Origin of the sequence: Micropruina glycogenica (assembly GCF_900289045.1) — a bacterium.
Lineage (GTDB): Bacteria > Actinomycetota > Actinomycetes > Propionibacteriales > Propionibacteriaceae > Micropruina > Micropruina glycogenica.
This window is the reverse complement of the sequence record NZ_LT985188.1, coordinates 1,832,462-1,848,548: the sequence shown is the minus strand read 5'-3', so window position 1 is coordinate 1,848,548 and position 16,087 is coordinate 1,832,462. Positions and strand designations below refer to the sequence as shown.

Here is a 16,087-nt window from a genome sequence, read left to right as displayed (position 1 = left end):
CGGGTTGCGCCGGCTTGGTGGCCCGGCGAGCACGGACAGACTTTGGTGGGTAATCGGAACCGTCCCAATTGCCCACCGGGCGAGCTGCACGGCTGAACACCCGAAGCGGGGTGTCGTCGACGCCGCCGACGGGCCAGGATGGGGCGATGGACAGCATCGTGATCATCGGCGGCGGCCTCGCCGCCGCGAACGCCGTCGAAACCCTGCGCGACGAGGGTTTCACCGGGCCGCTCACCCTGGTCGCAGCAGAGCCACTGCTGCCGTACGAGAGGCCGCCGCTGAGCAAGGACGTGCTGCAGGGCACGGCCGAGTTCGAGGTGCTGCACGACGCGCAGTGGTACGCAGAACGCGACACCCGCGTGATCACCGGTCAGCCCGCGACCGGGCTCGACCTGGGCGGCCGCACCGTCATCCTTGCCGACGGCACCGAGCTGCACTACGACAAGCTGTTGCTCACCACCGGCGCCGAGCCCTGTCGGCTCGAGATTCCGGGTGCGCAGCGGGCCCTGGTGCTGCGCACGCGCGGCGACGAACAGGTGCTGCACGCACAGGTGGCCGGCGGCGCACGGCTGGTGATCATCGGCGGCGGCTGGATCGCCCTCGAGGTCGCGGCCTCCGCCCGGCAGAACGGCGCCGATGTCACCGTGCTGGTGCGCGGCGAGGCGCCGCTGGCCGACGTACTGGGCCGGCAACTGTCTGATCACCTGGTCGCCCTGCAGCGTGCCCACGGCGTCGACGTTCGCACCTCGACGACGGTGACCGAGATCACCGCGACCGGCGTCGAGACCAGCGACGGCCCGCTGGCCGCCGACGTGGTGCTAGCGGCGATCGGCGTGGCGCCGTCCACGACCCTGGCCGAGGCGGCGGGGCTCGCGGTCGGTGAGGGCGTGATCACCGACAGCTCGCTGCGCACGTCCGACCCGCACGTGTGGGCGGCGGGTGACCTGGCGCTGGGGCTGAACACGGCGCTCGGCCCGTTGCGCGTCGAACACTGGGACAACGCCATTCGGCAGGGCAAGCTCGCCGCCCGCGCCATGCTGGGCCACGACGTGACCTACGACTGGCAGCCGTACTTCTTCACCGACCAGTTCGAGTTCTCGATGGAGTACGTGGGGCACGGGTCGCCGTCCGACACCGTCGAGATTCGTGGCGACCTGGACGGTAACGAGTGCATCGCCTACTGGTTGGGCGGGGCGGACGGACGCACCGTGACGGCCGGCATAAACGTGGGCATCTGGGACGTCAACGACACCCTCCGGGCCATGATCGGCACGTCGGTCAACCCCGACGAACTCACCGATCTGCGCTGACCCGGGCTGCCTTTCGTTCGTCGCGGGTGGCCCACAGGCTGGTGCAGACAAGGATCACCAAAATGGTGACGATGACGCCCAACGACGCCAGCGTCGGCACCTCGGGCACCGCCGGCCAGACGGTGTGCGCCCAGTGCAGCACCAGCTTGCCGCCGATGAAGCCCAAAATGGCGGCCAGTCCGTAGCCCAGGTGCACCAGCGACGCCAGCGCGCCCTGGAGCACGAAGTACAGGGCGCGCAGGCCCAGCAGCGCGAACGCGTTGGTGGCGAACACCAGGAACGGGTCACCGGTGATGCCGTACACGGCAGGAACCGAGTCGACGGCGAACACGATGTCGGCGGCCAGAATCGCCAGCACCACCAGGAACAGGGGGGTGAGTGACAGGCGTCCGGCTTCGCGCACGGCCATGCGGGTGCCGCGGTAGTCGTCGGTCACCGGAAAGAACCGACGCGCCAGCTTCACCGACCGCAGGTCGGCGACGTGCACCTCGTGGTCGGCACCCTTGACGGCGTCGACGAGCATCTTCACCGCCGTGGCGAGCAGAATGCCGCCGAACAGCAGAAACGCCCACGAGAAGTTCGCGATCAGTTGAGCGCCGAGCGCGATGAAGATCCCGCGCAGCACCAGCGCTCCGGCCACTCCGAACAGCAGCACCCGCTGCTGCAACTCCTTCGGCACGGCGAAGGCGCTCAGCAGCAACATGAACACGAACAGGTTGTCGACCGAGAGCGTCTTCTCGACCAGGTACCCGGTGTAGTACTCCAGGCCGATCTGGCTGCCGTGCGCCGTCCACACCCAAACGCCGAAGGCGACCGGAAGAGCGATGTAGAACACCGACCACCCCAACGCCTCTTTCATGCGCACCTCGTGGGGGCGGCGGGTGACGATGAAGTCGAGCACGAACAGGGCCAGAACGATGGCCAGTGTGACGCCCCAGAGCAGGGGGGTACCGATGGAGTCAAGGGGCATGAACGACAATCCTCGTAGCTAGGCCTTTGAGGTCTCCTTGGCTGACGCCTTCCACCCCGAGGCGCCGACGGCGCCGGATTGACCGGAATGGAACGAGAAGTACTCCCCTCGGAAAGCAATTGTGCCGGTTGGGCGGCGGTGGTGACAAATCGATCGTTCGGGCCGGCGCGCGCCGACGGCTCAAAACGACGCGCTGGCACAATCGCTGTGTGCCTGAACTGCCCGAGGTCGAAACCGTGCGGCGGGGCCTGTCGTCGATCGTGACCGGGCGCACCATCGAGCGGGTCACCGTGCTGCACCCGCGCCCGGTACGCAACCACCTGCCCGGGCCCGACGACTTCGCGTTCACCCTGGCCGGACGCACCTTCGCCGAGCCCAGGCGGCGCGGCAAGTACCTGTGGCTGCCGTTCACCGACGGCGACGCGCTGCTGGCCCACCTGGGCATGAGCGGCCAGTTTCGGCTGGACGCTGCCGGCGACCCGCTGCTGCCCAACACCCGGGTGCTGTTCGATCTGGTGCCCGTGGGATCGTCCAACCAACTGCGCTTTGTCGACCAGCGCATGTTCGGGGGGCTCTCGTTGAGCTACGGCGGCGCCGAACTGCCCGCACAACTGGAACACATCGGCCGCGACCTGTTCGACCCGCTGTTCGACCTCACCGCTGCGGTGAAGAAGATCCGTTCGAAACGCTCGGGCATCAAGCGGGTTCTGCTCGACCAGACCGTGATCTCGGGCATCGGCAACATCTACGCCGACGAGGCGCTGTGGCGGGCCCGGCTGCACTACGACCGCGCGGCCAACACCCTGAGCGCGGCCAAGGTGCGCGAGCTGGTGCAGGCGGCGAAGGCGGTGATGGCCGAAGCGCTCGACCAGGGCGGCACGAGCTTCGACGCCCTGTACGTCAACGTGAACGGCTCCTCCGGCTACTTTGAGCGGTCGCTGGCCGTGTACGGCCGCGAGGGCCGGGCGTGCCTGCGCTGCGACCGCGCGATCGTGCGCGAACCGTTCATGAACCGCTCGTCGTATCGCTGCCCGACGTGCCAGCGTCGTCCGGTGGGCCACGCCCGATAGGGTGCCCCTCGTGAGTTCAGCCGGAACGTTCTACCGCCGCTACGCCCACGTCGGTCGGCAGTTCGTGAAGTTCGGCCTGGTCGGCGGTGCCGGCGTCGTGGTCAACATGCTGGTTGCCATCGTGATGAACCGGGCCAACGGCGGCACCGTCAACGCGCAGAACATTCTGTTCACCATTCCCGGCACGCCGTTCAACTTTCGGTTCACCACCCTGGTGTGGATCGTCGCGTTCTTGATCGCCAACCTGTTCAACTTCGAACTCAACCGGCGCTGGACCTTTCGGCACGGTCAGAAGGCGCCGTGGCTGCAGGAGTTTCTGCCGTTTCTCGCCGTGGGCAGCGCGGCGGCGCTGGCGGGCATCTTCATCAAGATCGGGTTCACCAACCCCACCTCGCCGTTCTACCTGCCCGAGCCGTGGTTTCACGAGAACGCCGGCCTGCAATCGCGCGAGTACTGGGCGCAACTGTTCACCATCGTGATCACCATGCCGATCAACTTTCTGGTCAACAAGCTGTGGACCTTCAGGCACGTGCGCAACCGACACGCCGGGCAGAAGGCGTCGGTCGGGTAACGCATGCATCTGAAGTCACTCACCCTGCGCGGGTTCAAGTCGTTCGCCTCAGCCACCACGCTGGCGTTCGAGCCGGGCATCACCTGCGTGGTCGGCCCGAACGGGTCGGGCAAGTCGAACGTGGTGGACGCGCTGAGCTGGGTGATGGGCGAGCAGGGCGCCAAGTCGCTGCGCGGCGGCAAGATGGAGGACGTCATCTTCGCCGGCACGTCCGGACGGGCGCCATTGGGCCGCGCCGAAGTGACGCTGACCATCGACAACACCGACGGCGCGCTGCCGATCGACTACACCGAGGTGACGATCAGCCGCACCATGTTCCGCTCCGGCGGTTCCGAGTACGCCATCAACGGCAACACGGCCCGGCTGCTCGACGTGCAAGACCTGCTGTCCGACTCGGGCATCGGCCGCGAAATGCACGTGATCGTGGGCCAGGGCCAACTCGACTCGATTCTGCAGGCCACCCCCGAGATTCGCCGCGGCTTCATCGAAGAGGCCGCCGGCGTGCTCAAGCACCGCAAGCGCAAAGAGAAGGCGCTGCGCAAGCTCGAGGCCACCAGCGCCAACCTGAATCGTTTGAGCGACCTGCTGGCCGAGCTGCGCCGGCAACTCAAACCGCTGGGACGGCAGGCCGAAGTTGCCCGCAAGGCCGCCGTGATCCAGGTCGAGGTGCGCGACGCGCGGGCGCGGTTGATGGCCGACGACTACGTGCAGGCGGGTCTGGCCCTGCAGAGCGACCTGGCCGCCGAGGCAGACCTGCTGGCCCGGCGCCGCTCGGTGGAGGCCGCCCTCGACGCCGCGCGCGAGGCCGAAGGGCAGGCCGAGATCGCCACCCGCGACGCCCTGCCGCGGGTGAACGCAGCGCACGAGACCTGGTACGGCCTGGCCGCGCTGCGCGAGCGGGTGTCGACCACGATGAGCATCGCCGGCGAGCGGGTGCGCAATGCCGAGAGCGCGGGTGACGGCGACCGTCCGGGCCGCGACCCCGAGTTGATCGAACGTGAGGCCGCCGAGATGCGCGCCGCCGAGGCGGTGCTGGCCGTCGAGGTGGGCAACGCCGAGCAGGCCCTGGCGGCGGCCCGCGAGCACCGTCAGCAGACCGAACAGGCCCACGAGCAGGCCGAACGCACCTACACCGCCCAGCAGCGGGCGATCGCCGACCGGCGTGAGGGGCTGGCCCGGCTCACCGGCGAGGTCAACACCCTGCGCAGCCGCACCGAGGCCGCGGGGGCTGAGATCGAACGGCTGGCCGCCGCTCGCGACGACGCGCTCAGCCGGGCCGGTGAGGCCACCCACCGGTTCGCGGTGCTCGAAACCCAGTTGGCCGGCTTGACCGCGGGCGAGTCGGGTCTCGACGCGGCGTACGAGAAGGCGTCCGAGGCGGTTGAGGGCATCGGAGCGTCGATCGCCGACACCCGGCGCGACGAGCAGAAGGCGCAGACCGAGCGCGCCTCGCTGGCCGCACGGTTGGACGGTCTGGCGCTCGGCCTGGAGCGCAAGGACGCCTCGGCGGCGCTCTTGGCTGCGGGCGATTCGATCGGCGGACTGCTGGGTTCGGTGGCGGCGCTGATCGGGGTGCGTGCGGGGTACGAGACCGCGGTGTCGGCGGCGCTGGGGTCGGCGTCGGAGGCGGTGGCGGTGGCCGGGCTCGACGTGGCGGTGAGCGCGTTCAAGCACCTGAAGGCCGAAGACCTGGGCCGGGCAGGGTTGCTGCTCAGCGGCTCGTCGGAACCCTCGGAGCAACCGTGGCCGACGCTGCCCACAGGTGCGGTGTGGGCCATGGACGTGGTGACGTGTGAGGCGGGCGTGCGACCGGCGTTGGTGCGGCTGCTGCGCAAGGTGGCGGTGGTCGACGACCTTTCTGCGGCGCAGACGCTGGTGGCCGACGTGCCCGACGTCACCGCGGTGACTCGCGAGGGCGACGTGCTGAGCCAGTGGTTCGCCTCGGGCGGATCGTCGGCCAAGCCGTCCTTGATCGAGGTGCAGGCGGCGATCGACGAGACCGAGTCGCGGCTCGCCGCCGCTCAGGCCGAGTTGGAGCGGGCGCGGTTCGCGCTGGCGTCTCACGAGGCCGAACTGACCGACGCGCAGCAGCGGGCCGAAGCGGCACTGGCCAGGCTGAACGAGTCCGACGCCGAGCACGCCGCGCTGGCCGAAGAGCTTGCGGCGCTCAGCCAGACCACCCGGTCGGCGCGTGCCGAGGCCGAGCGGCTGGAGGCGTCCATCGCTGCGGCGCAGGCGACCCGTGAGCAGAACCGGCAGGGCCTGGCCGCGCTCGAGAGCCGGCTCGAACTGGCGTCGGCGCAGACCGGGGTGGTCGAGGCCGACCCCACCGAGCGCGACCGGCTGGGTGACCTGGCCCGGGTGGCGCGGGCTGCCGAGATGGAGGCGCTGCTGGCGCTGCGCACCGTTGAAGAGCGGGCCAAAGCCCTGGCCGGACGGGCCGACTCGCTGATGCGGGCCGCGCAGGCCGAGCGGCAGGCGCGTGAGCGGGCCGCGGCCCGGCGGGAGCAGTTGCGGCGCGAAGCCGAAGAGGCGCGGGCGGTGACGACGGCAGCCACCTGGCTGTTGGGTCGGGTCGAGGCGTCGCAGGAGCTGGCGGCGGCCGAGCGCTCGGCGGCCGAGGCGGCCCGTGCGCAGGCCGAGGCCGACCTGGCCGACGTGCGCCGGCGGGCCCGCGAACTGGCCAAGCAGTTCGAAGAGCTCGTCGACCACGTGCACCGCGACGAACTGGCCCGGGCCGAGCAGCGGCTGCGGTTGGAGGGCCTGGCCGAGAAGGCGCTGACCGAACTGGGGCTCGACGCCGACGTGCTGGTGGCCGAGTACGGGCCCGACCAGTTGATTCCGGTGCTCACCAAAGCCGACGGCAGTACCCTGACCGACGACGACGAGAAACCCGAGCCGGTGCCCTTCGTCCGTGCCGAGCAGGAAAAGCGGCTGCGCGCCGCCGAACGCAACCTGGGCGTGCTGGGCAAGGTGAACCCGCTGGCGTTGGAGGAGTTCGACGCGCTGCAGGAGCGGCACGCGTTTCTGGCCGAGCAGTTGGACGATCTGCGCAAGACCCGCACCGACCTGGCCGACATCATCGCCGAGGTCGACACCCGCGTGCAGGAGGTGTTCGCGCAGGCCTACGCCGACGTCGAGGTGGCGTTCGAGCAGTCGTTCGCCCGGCTGTTCCCCGGCGGCGAAGGACGGCTGGTGCTCACCGAACCCGGCCAGTGGCTCACCACGGGGGTCGACGTCGAGGCCCGTCCGGCCGGCAAGAAGGTGAAGCGGCTGTCGCTGCTGTCGGGCGGCGAACGCTCACTGGTGGCGGTCGCGTTTCTAGTGGCGCTGTTCAAGGCCCGGCCCAGCCCGTTCTACATTCTCGACGAGGTCGAAGCGGCGTTGGACGACGTCAACCTGGGCCGCCTGTTGCAGATCTACGAAGAGCTGCGCGAGAACAGCCAGTTGCTGGTGATCACCCACCAGAAGCGCACCATGGAGATCGCGGACGCCCTCTACGGCGTCACGATGCGCTCCGACGGCGTGTCGGCGGTGATCAGCCAGCGGCTCCGTGACTGACGGTTCTTCGTCATGCCGGGCTTGCCCCGGGATCGCGGCTGGGACTTATCGGGCTGCGGTTGGGAGACCCCGGCGTTCGCCGCGATGACGGTTCTCCAACCGGTGCGGGGACGGTTCTCCAACCGTCGGAGAACCGTCCCGGTCCCCCCGAGCTCAACCAGCGAACTTCTCAGTTGGCGATGGACGCGATCTTCGAGCGCTGCCAATCGGACCACTTACCGGTCACGCCGTCGGCGGTCACCTTGAACCGGGCCCGGTGGAAGACCTCTTCGTTGCCGCGTTCGGTGTTGGGCAGCCGGGCGTCCCACCAGACCACGACGGTGCCTTCGGTGCGAAACCGAAGCGCCTTGGCACCGAATCCGGTGTTGTCGTTGTGGCCGATGCGGTCGTACTCGAGCCGACGGTCTTCGATCACGATGGTGTGCCCGGCGGTGCAGTGCGCCGCGACCGAGTAGCGCACCTTCTTGGTGCCGTCGGCGTAGTGGCCCACCACGTGCGGGGTGCGCATGCTGATCGTGCACCCGTCAGGGGCGGGCGCGGCCTCGGCGGCCTGGGCGGGCGTGCTGGCGAGAAACCCGCCGGCGGCGCAGGCGGCGAGGGCTGCGGTGACGCCGGCCAGGCGTCGAACTGGGGTCATAACTGGGGTCATGGGATCTCCTCAGGGGTAACGCCGGACGCCCTGCCCGGCACCCCAGACGCTCTCAGCTCAGCCTCGGGAAGACTGCGGCGTCACCTGCCGGTTGGCTGAAGACCTGCGTCCCACGGCGGGCGGCGGGCGTGAGGCATACTGGTGGTACCCCGTTCGGAAGGTTTCTCATGGCCGTCGCACTGCTCGTCATGGTGGTGATTCTCGCCGTCGCCATCGGCATCGTGGCGATCGTCGCCATGGGCATGCAGGGGGCGGGTAAGCAGCGGGTGCCCGAACTGGCCAACGTGATGGCTGAAACCGCCCGGCACCTCAACGGTGACGCGGAGCCCCCGCAGGGCCTGGTCGAGTTCTTCGAAGAGATTCCCGACATGCGCCGCGGATCGTCCGCGAAGTCGGCCAACTCGGCCAAGTAACCCCTCACCCGCGCCCCGCGTCGGCGTCGGTCTCGGCACGCTCGACCGGCACCAAGGTGCCCGAGTGGCTCCCGTAGGCTGACCGGGTGGACATTCTTCAACTCCTGATCATCGGCCTGCTCGGCCTGGCGGTCATCGTTGCCGGCACGATCTTTCTGGCTCGGCGCCGGGCGCTGCCGCCGGCCACCAAGCGCGAATTGTCGCCCCAGCCGACCGCTCCTGCCCCCGAGGCGCCCGAAGAGTCCACCCCTGCCGAGCCGGCGGCACCGACCACGACTCTCGAACGTCCCGAGGCCCCCACCACCCGCATGGCCCGGCTGCGACGCCGGCTGGCCGGCAGCAACAACCCCCTGGCGCGTGGGCTGCTGTCGATCCTGTCGTCCGACCGCTTGGACGCCGACGCCTGGGACGACTTCGAAGCGGTACTGATCACCTCTGACCTGGGCGTCGGGCCCACCCAGGAGCTGACCGATGCGCTGCGCCGGGAACTGGCCATCGACGGGGTCGCCGACCAGGCGTCCGCCAAGCAGGTGCTGCGCAGCGAGTTGCTGAAGCTGGTCGATCCGAGCCTGGACCGCTCCTTGAGCGTCGACGGCGCGGACGGCAAGCCCGGCGTGGTGCTCGTGGTCGGGGTCAACGGCACGGGCAAGACCACCACCATCGGCAAGCTGGCCCGGGTGCTGGTGGCCGAGGACAAGACCGTCGTGCTGGGTGCCGCCGACACCTTCCGCGCCGCCGCGGCCGATCAACTGCAGACCTGGGGCGACCGGGTGGGCGTGCCCACGGTCCGCGGCCCTGAGGGCGGCGACCCGGCGGCGGTGGCCTACCAGGCGGTCCAGCGCGGCCTCGACGACGAGGTCGACGTGGTCGTGATCGACACCGCAGGACGCCTGCACACCAAGACCGGCCTGATGGACGAGCTCGGCAAGATCAAGCGGGTCATCGAAAAGCTTGCGCCGGTCACCGAGGTGCTGCTGCTCATCGACGCCACCACGGGCCAGAACGGGCTGATTCAGGCCCGGGTGTTCGCCGAGGTCGTGCAGATCACTGGCATCGTGCTCAGCAAGCTGGACGGCTCGGCCAAGGGCGGCATCGTGGTGCAGGTGCAGCGCGAACTGGGCGTGCCGGTGAAGTTGATCGGGCTCGGCGAGGGCGTCGACGACCTGGTGCCGTTCGAGGCCGAGGCGTTCGTGGACGCGCTGCTGAGCGAGTGACCTTCGGGGTTAGCGCGTCGGGCCGTGGGTTGGCGAGGCTGGTGATCCCGACTAACGGAGCACCCGATGCGCCTCGTGATCACCCAGAACGTCACCGCCGACGGTGCGGTGGAGATGCTGACCGACTGGTTCGACCCGTCCGATCACGACCAGGAACTGGCTGCCGAGCTGCGGCGCCAGGACGAGAGCTGTGACGCCGTGCTACTGGCCCGAGCAGACCGACGACACCACCGGCGTCAGCGACCAGCTCAACCGGGTGACCAAGTACGTGGTCAGCGCAACGATCACCGATCCGCAGTGGCGCAACAGTGTAGTGCTGGCGGTCGTGCTGACCGGCAGTATCACCCTGGCCCACCTGCTGATCGCCGAGGGGTATGGCCGACGAGTTCCGCATGTTCTGCTGCCCGGCCGTACAGGGCACCGGACGGCGGTTCTTTCCCGAGGGTTACGCCGCCCGACTGACACGGGTGGATGCGCGGACCTTCGGCAACGGCGTCACCTATGTCGCCTATCGTCCGACAGGCTCGCACGACGCCTGACGTGGTGCGAGGCAGCGGCGTTCGTGGACCCGCTGCTGGTCGAGTAGTCGCGCGGCTACTTCTTGCGCAGCATCAGCCACGCGACCAGTGCCGGCCCGCCGATGACCAGAACCAACCCGATGAGCTGGCCGGCCATATAGGCGGCGCTGCCGCCGCTGAACAGGCGTCCGGACGCCAGCTGAGTGATGGCGCTCAGGGTGAACAGCCCGGTGAGTGCTACGAAGATCCACCCCACGCTCGTGCGCCATGCCGGACGTTTCGCCGGTGTCTGCTGCATGCCCCAGCCGGGTTGGCCGTCATAGCCCTGCTGGCCAGACTGTGGGTACCCCCCACCCTGATAGGGGTGGGGCTGGCCGTACGGGCTGGTCTGGCCATAAGGATTCGGCTGCCCGTACGGGTTGCTTTGGCCGTACTGGCTACCCGGGTCATGCGGATTCGGCTGGCCGTACGACGGTTGCCCGGCAACGTGCGGTTGCCCGTAGGGGTTGGCGGATTGCCCGTAGCCGCCCGTGTTGTCGTAGCCCTGGTTGGGCTGGGTCATCGAAACCTCCTTCGAGTCCGGTCATTCTAGGCGGCGGGTGGGGCCCTTTCGGGGTCGTCCTACGCCAACCGGTAAGCTGACCCGGTAATCCGACTGCGTGAGGAAACCCGTTGTTCGACACCCTGCAAGACCGCCTGCACGAGGTCTTCAAGAACCTGCGCGGCAAGAGCCGGCTCACCGAGGCCGACATCGACGCCACCGCCCGCGAGATTCGGCTGGCGCTGCTCGAGGCCGACGTCAACCTCGGCGTGGTCAAAGAGTTCATCGCCAACCTGAAGAGCCGAGCGCTGGGCGCCGACGTGCACAAGGCACTCAACCCCAGCCAGCAGATCATCAAGATCGTCGACGAAGAGCTGGTCGCGATTCTGGGTGGCGAGGCTCGTCCGCTGCGGTTCGCCAAACGGCCGCCCACGGTGATCATGCTCGCCGGCCTGCAGGGCTCGGGCAAGACCACCCTGGCCGGCAAGCTCGGCCTGTGGCTCAAGGGGCAGGGGCATTCGCCGCTGCTGGTGGCGGCCGACCTGCAGCGGCCCAACGCCGTCAACCAGTTGCAGGTGGTCGGCGAGCGTGCCGGCGTGCACGTGTACGCGCCCGAGCCGGGCAACGGTGTCGGCGACCCGGTGCAGGTGGCGCGGCAGTCGATTCTGCACGCCATGAGCAAGCTGTACGACGTGGTCGTGGTCGACACCGCCGGCCGGCTGGGCATCGACTCCGAACTCATGCAGCAGGCCGCCGACATTCGCGCCGCGGTCAACCCCACCGAGGTGCTGTTCGTGGTCGACGCGATGATCGGCCAGGACGCGGTGAACACCGCGAGTGCGTTCGACGACGGCGTCGGGTTCGACGGCGTGGTGCTCACCAAGCTCGACGGCGACGCCCGCGGCGGCGCCGCCCTGTCGATCGCGAAGGTGATCGGCAAGCCGATCATGTTCGCCTCCAACGGCGAGGGGCTGAAGGACTTCGACGCCTTCCACCCCGACCGCATGGCGTCCCGAATCCTCGGCATGGGCGACGTGCTCACCCTGATCGAGCAGGCCGAGAAGACCTTCGACGCCGAGCAGACCGCCAAGGCGGCCGAGAAGCTGCTGGGCGGGCGTGGCGAGTTCGGGTTGGACGACTTTCTGCAGCAGATGCAGGCTGTGCGCCGCATGGGCCCGCTGTCGAAGATCCTGGGCATGATGCCCGGCATGGGTCAGATGAAAGACCAGATCAACAACATCGACGAGCGCGAGATCGACCGGCTCGAGGCCATCATCAAGTCGATGACGCCGGCCGAGCGGGCCAACCCCAAGATTCTGGACGGCTCGCGCCGCACCCGCATCGCGAAGGGCTCGGGCACCACGGTCACCGACGTGAACAGCCTGGTCAACCGGTTCTTCGACGCCCGCAAGATGATGCAGTCGCTGGGTGGTCAGATGGGCGGCCCGGGCATGCCGGGTATGCCGGGCGCGCGGCGTCAGCCGCCCCGTCAGGCACCCAAGCCGAAGGGCCGCGGCAAGGGCGTGTCGGGCAATCCGGCCAAGCGCGCGGCCGGTCCGGCCGAACCGGCGGCCGCGGCGGCGCAACCCGAATGGAACCCCGCGGACGCCTTCGGGCTCGGCAAGTCGGGCCAGCCCTCCGACGCCGATCTGGCGAAGGCGCTGGGCGACTTCCAACTGCCGCCCGACCTGGCCAAGATGTTCGACCAGCCGAAGAACCAGGGCCCCCGCTGACCCCACGCTTGTCGAGCTTGTCGAGACCGTCTGGTTCCGCGGAGTGGGGGTGCACCCCGTCCCGCCCCGGGTCAGCCTCACCGGCTCCGCAAGCTCCGCCGCTGAGTTGACCCGACGCCCGACCACGCCCTGACGGGGTGCTGCACCCCCCAGTCCGCTTCAGCGTTTCGTTCCCCACCGGTCAGGTTCGCGTTGGTCAAGCTTCGTCCGGACCCATTGATTTCGACAGGCTCAATCACCGTTGGTCGAGCTTGTCGAGACCAAACGACCGAACGCGCCCGTCATCCCAGGCTTGACCCGGGATCTCGCCGCTCTGCTTGCCTCAGTCGCACGGCTGTCTGACGACCCGCCCAGGTGAAGCCGAGTCGTTGCGCCAGCCGGGCAGACGCATCGTTGCCCACCCGGCAGCGCCACTGCGCAATCAGCCCTTCGGCGAGAGCTTCGTCGACGGCGCGTGCGGCTGCACGATAGGCGTGGCCCTGGCCGCGATGCGGCGGTGCGCTCAGCACTCCCACGTGGGCCAGCGTGTGCGCCCAGGGTGCGTAGCCGGCAGAGGCAGCCACTGCTCCCGCGGCAGTGCGACTCACCCACCGCCGCGACAACTCCGCCAGACCGCTCTCGTCGAACTCGGCAGGGGAGCAGTCGGCACGCAGGGTGGCAAGATCGGCATCGGTCGCCTCGGTGGTGTCGCCGAGGTCTGCCCCCACCGGAATGCCGGTGAACCACAGGTCTGCGGTGCCGATGGCGCGCGCCGTCGGCGGGCCACCCAGCAAAGCCGCCAGAGAGTCGGCGTCGCCCATGACGCGCCGATCCACGTGGGCCGGGCCATCAATGACAGTGACTGGACCTGCGACCACGCAGCAGCGACCCAGTTCGACCACGACTACGCTGTCCCAGGGCCGGGCGAGCATCACCAACCCGTCATGCTCGAAGACGTCCGGCGACGTGCCGAGCCTGTTCGCCCAGGCCCGTCGCGCCACCGTCCCCGCGTCCATCGGGGCAGCTTATGGCCCCATAACCCGAAAGCGGGGCGGCGGGCAGTGCCATGATCGACCCATGACGCACCGCCACGACCTGCCGCCCGGCCTGGGACCGCTGACGTCGCTGACGCACACCCACGACGGCCACACCCACACCCACGTGTCCGGCCAGGTTCCGGACGGCCCGCCGCAGCGGTTGCACCTGCATGGCGTGGTGCTGCCCGAGGGGGACGAGCGGGATCTCTGGCTGCATGACGGCGTGATCAGTCTCGAGCCGATCGCGGACGCCATCACCGTCGCCACCAGCGGCTGGATCATGCCCGGCCTGGTGGACGCCCACTGCCACGTCGGACTCGAATCGCACGGGGCCGTCAGTGAAGAACGCGCCGAAGAGCACGCGCTGACCGATCGCGAGGTGGGCACGCTGCTGATCCGCGACGCCGGGTCGCCGCTCGACACCCGCTTTCTGCAGGGTCGTGAGGACCTGCCCAAGATCATTCGGGCCGGCCGGCACATCGCCCGTCCGAAGCGGTACTCGCGCAACTTCGCCGAGGAGGTCGAACCCGACCAATTGGTCGACGAGGTGGTCACCCAGGCCGAACGCGGCGACGGCTGGGTGAAGATCGTCGGCGACTGGATCGACCGCGACACCGGCGACCTGTCGCCGCTGTGGCCCACCGACGTGGCGAAGGAGGCGATCGAGGCCGCCCACGAGCACGGCGCCCGGGTGACCGCGCACTGCTTCGACGAGCGCTCGGTGACCGAACTGGTGGCCGCCGGCATCGACGGCATCGAACACGGCACCGGCCTCGACGACGACACCATCGCGGCCATGGCCGAGCGTCAGGTGTCGCTGGTGCCGACCATGGTGAACCTGGAGAACTTTCCGCAGTTCGCCGCCGCCGGTGAGGCCAAGTTCCCCACCTATGCCGCCCACATCATGGCCCTGTACGAGCGGCGCTTCGAGACCATGGGCAAGGCGGTGGACGCCGGCGTGCCGGTCTATGCGGGCACAGATGCCGGGGGAGTGCACGGGCACGGGCTGATCGCGGGCGAGATCGAACTTCTCGCGAAAGTGGGCGGCAACGATTTCGCACTCGGTGCCGCGTCGTGGAACGCCCGCGCCTGGCTGGGCCATGCGGGCATCGAAGAGGGGGCACCCGCCGACATCGTGGTGTTCGCCGAGGATCCGCGGGTGACCATCTCGGTGGTGCGTGAGCCGGTGCTGATCATCCTGAACGGACGCGTGGTGGGCGGATCCGCGGCGAACTGAGCCGGGTCACCGGACGACCCTGACGAAATGTGCGCGCCAGTGAACCCAGTCACGGCGTGTCGGGCGGGTACCGGCTCACTGGCGCGCACATTTCGTCAACAGGCGGTAGCCTCACGGCCGTGGCACCGCTGCAGTTGAGTCGCCGGGACGCTCGCCGACTGGCCGTGCGTGCCCAACTGCTCGACGCCCGCCGCCCAGCCTCGGTGGCCGAGGTGATCGACGAGCTGACCGTGCTGAACATCGACCCCACCAACGCCATCGCCCCCAGTGAGGACCTGATTCTGTGGACTCGGCTGGGCAATGGCTACGAGCCGGCGCAGTTGAAGGAAGCGGTCGAGGTCGAGCGGGTCGCCTTCGAGTACGACGGCATGTACCGCGCGATCGCCGACCTGCCGTTGTACCGGGCGTACATGCGGCAACCGCTCAAGTACGCCCAGCCCAAGGAGTGGCTGGCTGCCAACGCAGCCTTCCGTGCCGATGTGCTGGCCAGACTCGTCGATGGACCGCTGCTTACGGCCGAGATTCCCGACACCGCGGCCGTGTCCTGGGGATCCTCCGGCTGGACCAACAATCGCAACGTCACTCAGATGATGGAACTGCTGGTGCGGCTGGGTGAGGTGGCCATCGCCGGTCGCGAGGGGCGCGAGCGCCGGTGGGATCTGGCCGAACGCGTCTACCCGGACGTGCCCGAGATCAACGTCGAAACCGCCGCCGCCAGCCGCAACGTGCGTCGGTTGCAGGCCCTCGGCATCGCGCGGGCGAAGCAGACCGAGGTGCCGCTGGAACGCATGGACGTCGGCGACGTCGGCGTGCCGGCGGTGGTGGACGGCGTGCCGGGGCAGTGGCGGGTCGACGAGGTCGGCCTGGACGAACTCGGCGTGCCTTTCGACGGACGCACCGCGCTGCTGTCGCCCTTCGACCGGCTCGTGTTCGACCGGGTGCGCGCCGAGGAACTGTTCGGTTTCGAGTACGTGCTCGAGATGTACAAACCGGCCGCGAAACGGCGGTGGGGCTATTTCGCGCTGCCGATCCTGCGCGGCGACGAGTTGATCGGAAAGCTGGACGCCAAAGCCGACCGTAAGGCAGGGGTGCTGCGGGTGTTCGCTGTGCATCGCGACCGCGACTGGACGACCGGCGAGGTGGCGGACGTGCACGCAGAGATTCGCTCCCTGGCCGATTGGCTGGGCCTGGAACTGGCCGATTCGGACGACTGAGAGTGGCACCAAACAGTTGATCGAGCGGGCTTGACCCGGGATCTCTCGAGCGCAAGTCGCGGGTTTGCTC

General features: G+C 69.2%; 14 protein-coding genes. 10 read left to right on the top strand and 4 right to left on the bottom strand.

The genetic code is table 11. From position 1 onward, the window contains the following. The first annotated feature begins 146 nt into the window (after window positions 1-146). Window positions 147-1,310, top strand: a complete 1,164-nt coding sequence (locus MPLG2_RS08650; RefSeq protein ID WP_105185776.1) for an NAD(P)/FAD-dependent oxidoreductase — start codon at window positions 147-149, stop codon at window positions 1,308-1,310. Here MPLG2_RS08650 and MPLG2_RS08645 read toward each other — a convergent pair. Next, complete coding sequence (locus MPLG2_RS08645) at window positions 1,294-2,280, bottom strand: TerC family protein (RefSeq protein WP_105187566.1); 987 nt, start codon at window positions 2,278-2,280, stop codon at window positions 1,294-1,296. The genes MPLG2_RS08650 and MPLG2_RS08645 overlap by 17 nt on opposite strands. Before the next feature lie 209 nt (window positions 2,281-2,489). Between MPLG2_RS08645 and mutM the strand changes: the two genes are divergently transcribed. The 3 genes from mutM (at window position 2,490) to smc (ending at window position 7,482) form a co-directional block, all read left to right on the top strand. Then, complete coding sequence (gene mutM / locus MPLG2_RS08640; protein ID WP_105185775.1) at window positions 2,490-3,350, top strand: bifunctional DNA-formamidopyrimidine glycosylase/DNA-(apurinic or apyrimidinic site) lyase; 861 nt, start codon at window positions 2,490-2,492, stop codon at window positions 3,348-3,350. Between the two features lie 106 nt (window positions 3,351-3,456). After that, window positions 3,457-3,921, top strand: coding sequence for a GtrA family protein (locus tag MPLG2_RS08635; protein ID WP_105187565.1), 465 nt, complete (start codon window positions 3,457-3,459; stop codon window positions 3,919-3,921). A 3-nt stretch (window positions 3,922-3,924) separates the two neighbouring features. Then, window positions 3,925-7,482, top strand: a complete 3,558-nt coding sequence (smc, locus tag MPLG2_RS08630; protein ID WP_105185774.1) for a chromosome segregation protein SMC — start codon at window positions 3,925-3,927, stop codon at window positions 7,480-7,482. A 169-nt stretch (window positions 7,483-7,651) separates the two neighbouring features. Here the strand turns inward: smc and MPLG2_RS08625 are convergent, their stop codons facing one another. Further along, the gene (locus tag MPLG2_RS08625) at window positions 7,652-8,131 is read right to left on the bottom strand and encodes a hypothetical protein (RefSeq protein ID WP_158680996.1); all 480 of its coding nucleotides are present in this window, start codon (window positions 8,129-8,131) and stop codon (window positions 7,652-7,654) included. A gap of 167 nt (window positions 8,132-8,298) precedes the next feature. Here MPLG2_RS08625 and MPLG2_RS08615 point away from each other — a divergent pair, with 167 nt between their 5' ends. From MPLG2_RS08615 to MPLG2_RS19000, 3 genes are all read left to right on the top strand, one after another. Then, complete coding sequence (locus MPLG2_RS08615) at window positions 8,299-8,544, top strand: hypothetical protein (RefSeq protein WP_105185771.1); 246 nt, start codon at window positions 8,299-8,301, stop codon at window positions 8,542-8,544. Between the two features lie 86 nt (window positions 8,545-8,630). Next, on the top strand, window positions 8,631-9,758 hold the full coding sequence (gene ftsY / locus MPLG2_RS08610) for a signal recognition particle-docking protein FtsY (RefSeq protein WP_105185770.1): 1,128 nt from the start codon (window positions 8,631-8,633) through the stop codon (window positions 9,756-9,758). A gap of 374 nt (window positions 9,759-10,132) precedes the next feature. Next, a complete protein-coding gene (locus MPLG2_RS19000; RefSeq protein ID WP_197710128.1) occupies window positions 10,133-10,297 on the top strand; it encodes a hypothetical protein in 165 nt (54 codons plus the stop codon). Window positions 10,298-10,352: 55 nt separating this feature from the next. Here the strand turns inward: MPLG2_RS19000 and MPLG2_RS08600 are convergent, their stop codons facing one another. After that, window positions 10,353-10,838: a hypothetical protein gene (locus MPLG2_RS08600; protein WP_105185769.1), complete on the bottom strand. Its 486-nt coding sequence runs from the start codon at window positions 10,836-10,838 to the stop codon at window positions 10,353-10,355. 110 nt (window positions 10,839-10,948) lie between these two features. Here MPLG2_RS08600 and ffh point away from each other — a divergent pair, with 110 nt between their 5' ends. After that, window positions 10,949-12,550 (top strand): signal recognition particle protein, encoded by a 1,602-nt coding sequence (gene ffh / locus MPLG2_RS08595; RefSeq protein ID WP_105185768.1) that lies wholly within the window; start codon window positions 10,949-10,951, stop codon window positions 12,548-12,550. Between the two features lie 281 nt (window positions 12,551-12,831). On the opposite strand, the gene MPLG2_RS08590 is transcribed toward ffh, so the two are convergent. After that, window positions 12,832-13,545 carry a GNAT family N-acetyltransferase gene (locus tag MPLG2_RS08590; protein WP_105185767.1) on the bottom strand — a complete coding sequence of 238 codons (714 nt, stop codon included), beginning with the start codon at window positions 13,543-13,545 and terminating at the stop codon, window positions 12,832-12,834. A 61-nt stretch (window positions 13,546-13,606) separates the two neighbouring features. Here MPLG2_RS08590 and MPLG2_RS08585 point away from each other — a divergent pair, with 61 nt between their 5' ends. Continuing rightward, window positions 13,607-14,803: an amidohydrolase family protein gene (locus tag MPLG2_RS08585; RefSeq protein WP_105185766.1), complete on the top strand. Its 1,197-nt coding sequence runs from the start codon at window positions 13,607-13,609 to the stop codon at window positions 14,801-14,803. Window positions 14,804-14,922: 119 nt separating this feature from the next. Continuing rightward, complete coding sequence (locus MPLG2_RS08580; RefSeq protein WP_105185765.1) at window positions 14,923-16,017, top strand: DNA glycosylase AlkZ-like family protein; 1,095 nt, start codon at window positions 14,923-14,925, stop codon at window positions 16,015-16,017. The last annotated feature ends 70 nt before the right edge of the window (window positions 16,018-16,087 follow it).

Bases quoted from the DNA above. Each gene is read 5' to 3' on its own strand.
- MPLG2_RS08590 (WP_105185767.1), bottom strand. From the start codon at position 13,545: ATGGACGCGGGGACGGTGGCGCGACGGGCCTGGGCGAACAGGCTCGGC.
- MPLG2_RS08585 (WP_105185766.1), top strand. From the start codon at position 13,607: ATGACGCACCGCCACGACCTGCCGCCCGGCCTGGGACCGCTGACGTCG.
- MPLG2_RS08650 (WP_105185776.1), top strand. From the start codon at position 147: ATGGACAGCATCGTGATCATCGGCGGCGGCCTCGCCGCCGCGAACGCC.
- MPLG2_RS08615 (WP_105185771.1), top strand. From the start codon at position 8,299: ATGGCCGTCGCACTGCTCGTCATGGTGGTGATTCTCGCCGTCGCCATC.
- MPLG2_RS19000 (WP_197710128.1), top strand. From the start codon at position 10,133: ATGGCCGACGAGTTCCGCATGTTCTGCTGCCCGGCCGTACAGGGCACC.
- MPLG2_RS08645 (WP_105187566.1), bottom strand. From the start codon at position 2,280: ATGCCCCTTGACTCCATCGGTACCCCCCTGCTCTGGGGCGTCACACTG.
- MPLG2_RS08635 (WP_105187565.1), top strand. From the start codon at position 3,457: ATGCTGGTTGCCATCGTGATGAACCGGGCCAACGGCGGCACCGTCAAC.
- smc (WP_105185774.1), top strand. From the start codon at position 3,925: ATGCATCTGAAGTCACTCACCCTGCGCGGGTTCAAGTCGTTCGCCTCA.
- MPLG2_RS08625 (WP_158680996.1), bottom strand. From the start codon at position 8,131: ATGACCCCAGTTATGACCCCAGTTCGACGCCTGGCCGGCGTCACCGCA.
- MPLG2_RS08600 (WP_105185769.1), bottom strand. From the start codon at position 10,838: ATGACCCAGCCCAACCAGGGCTACGACAACACGGGCGGCTACGGGCAA.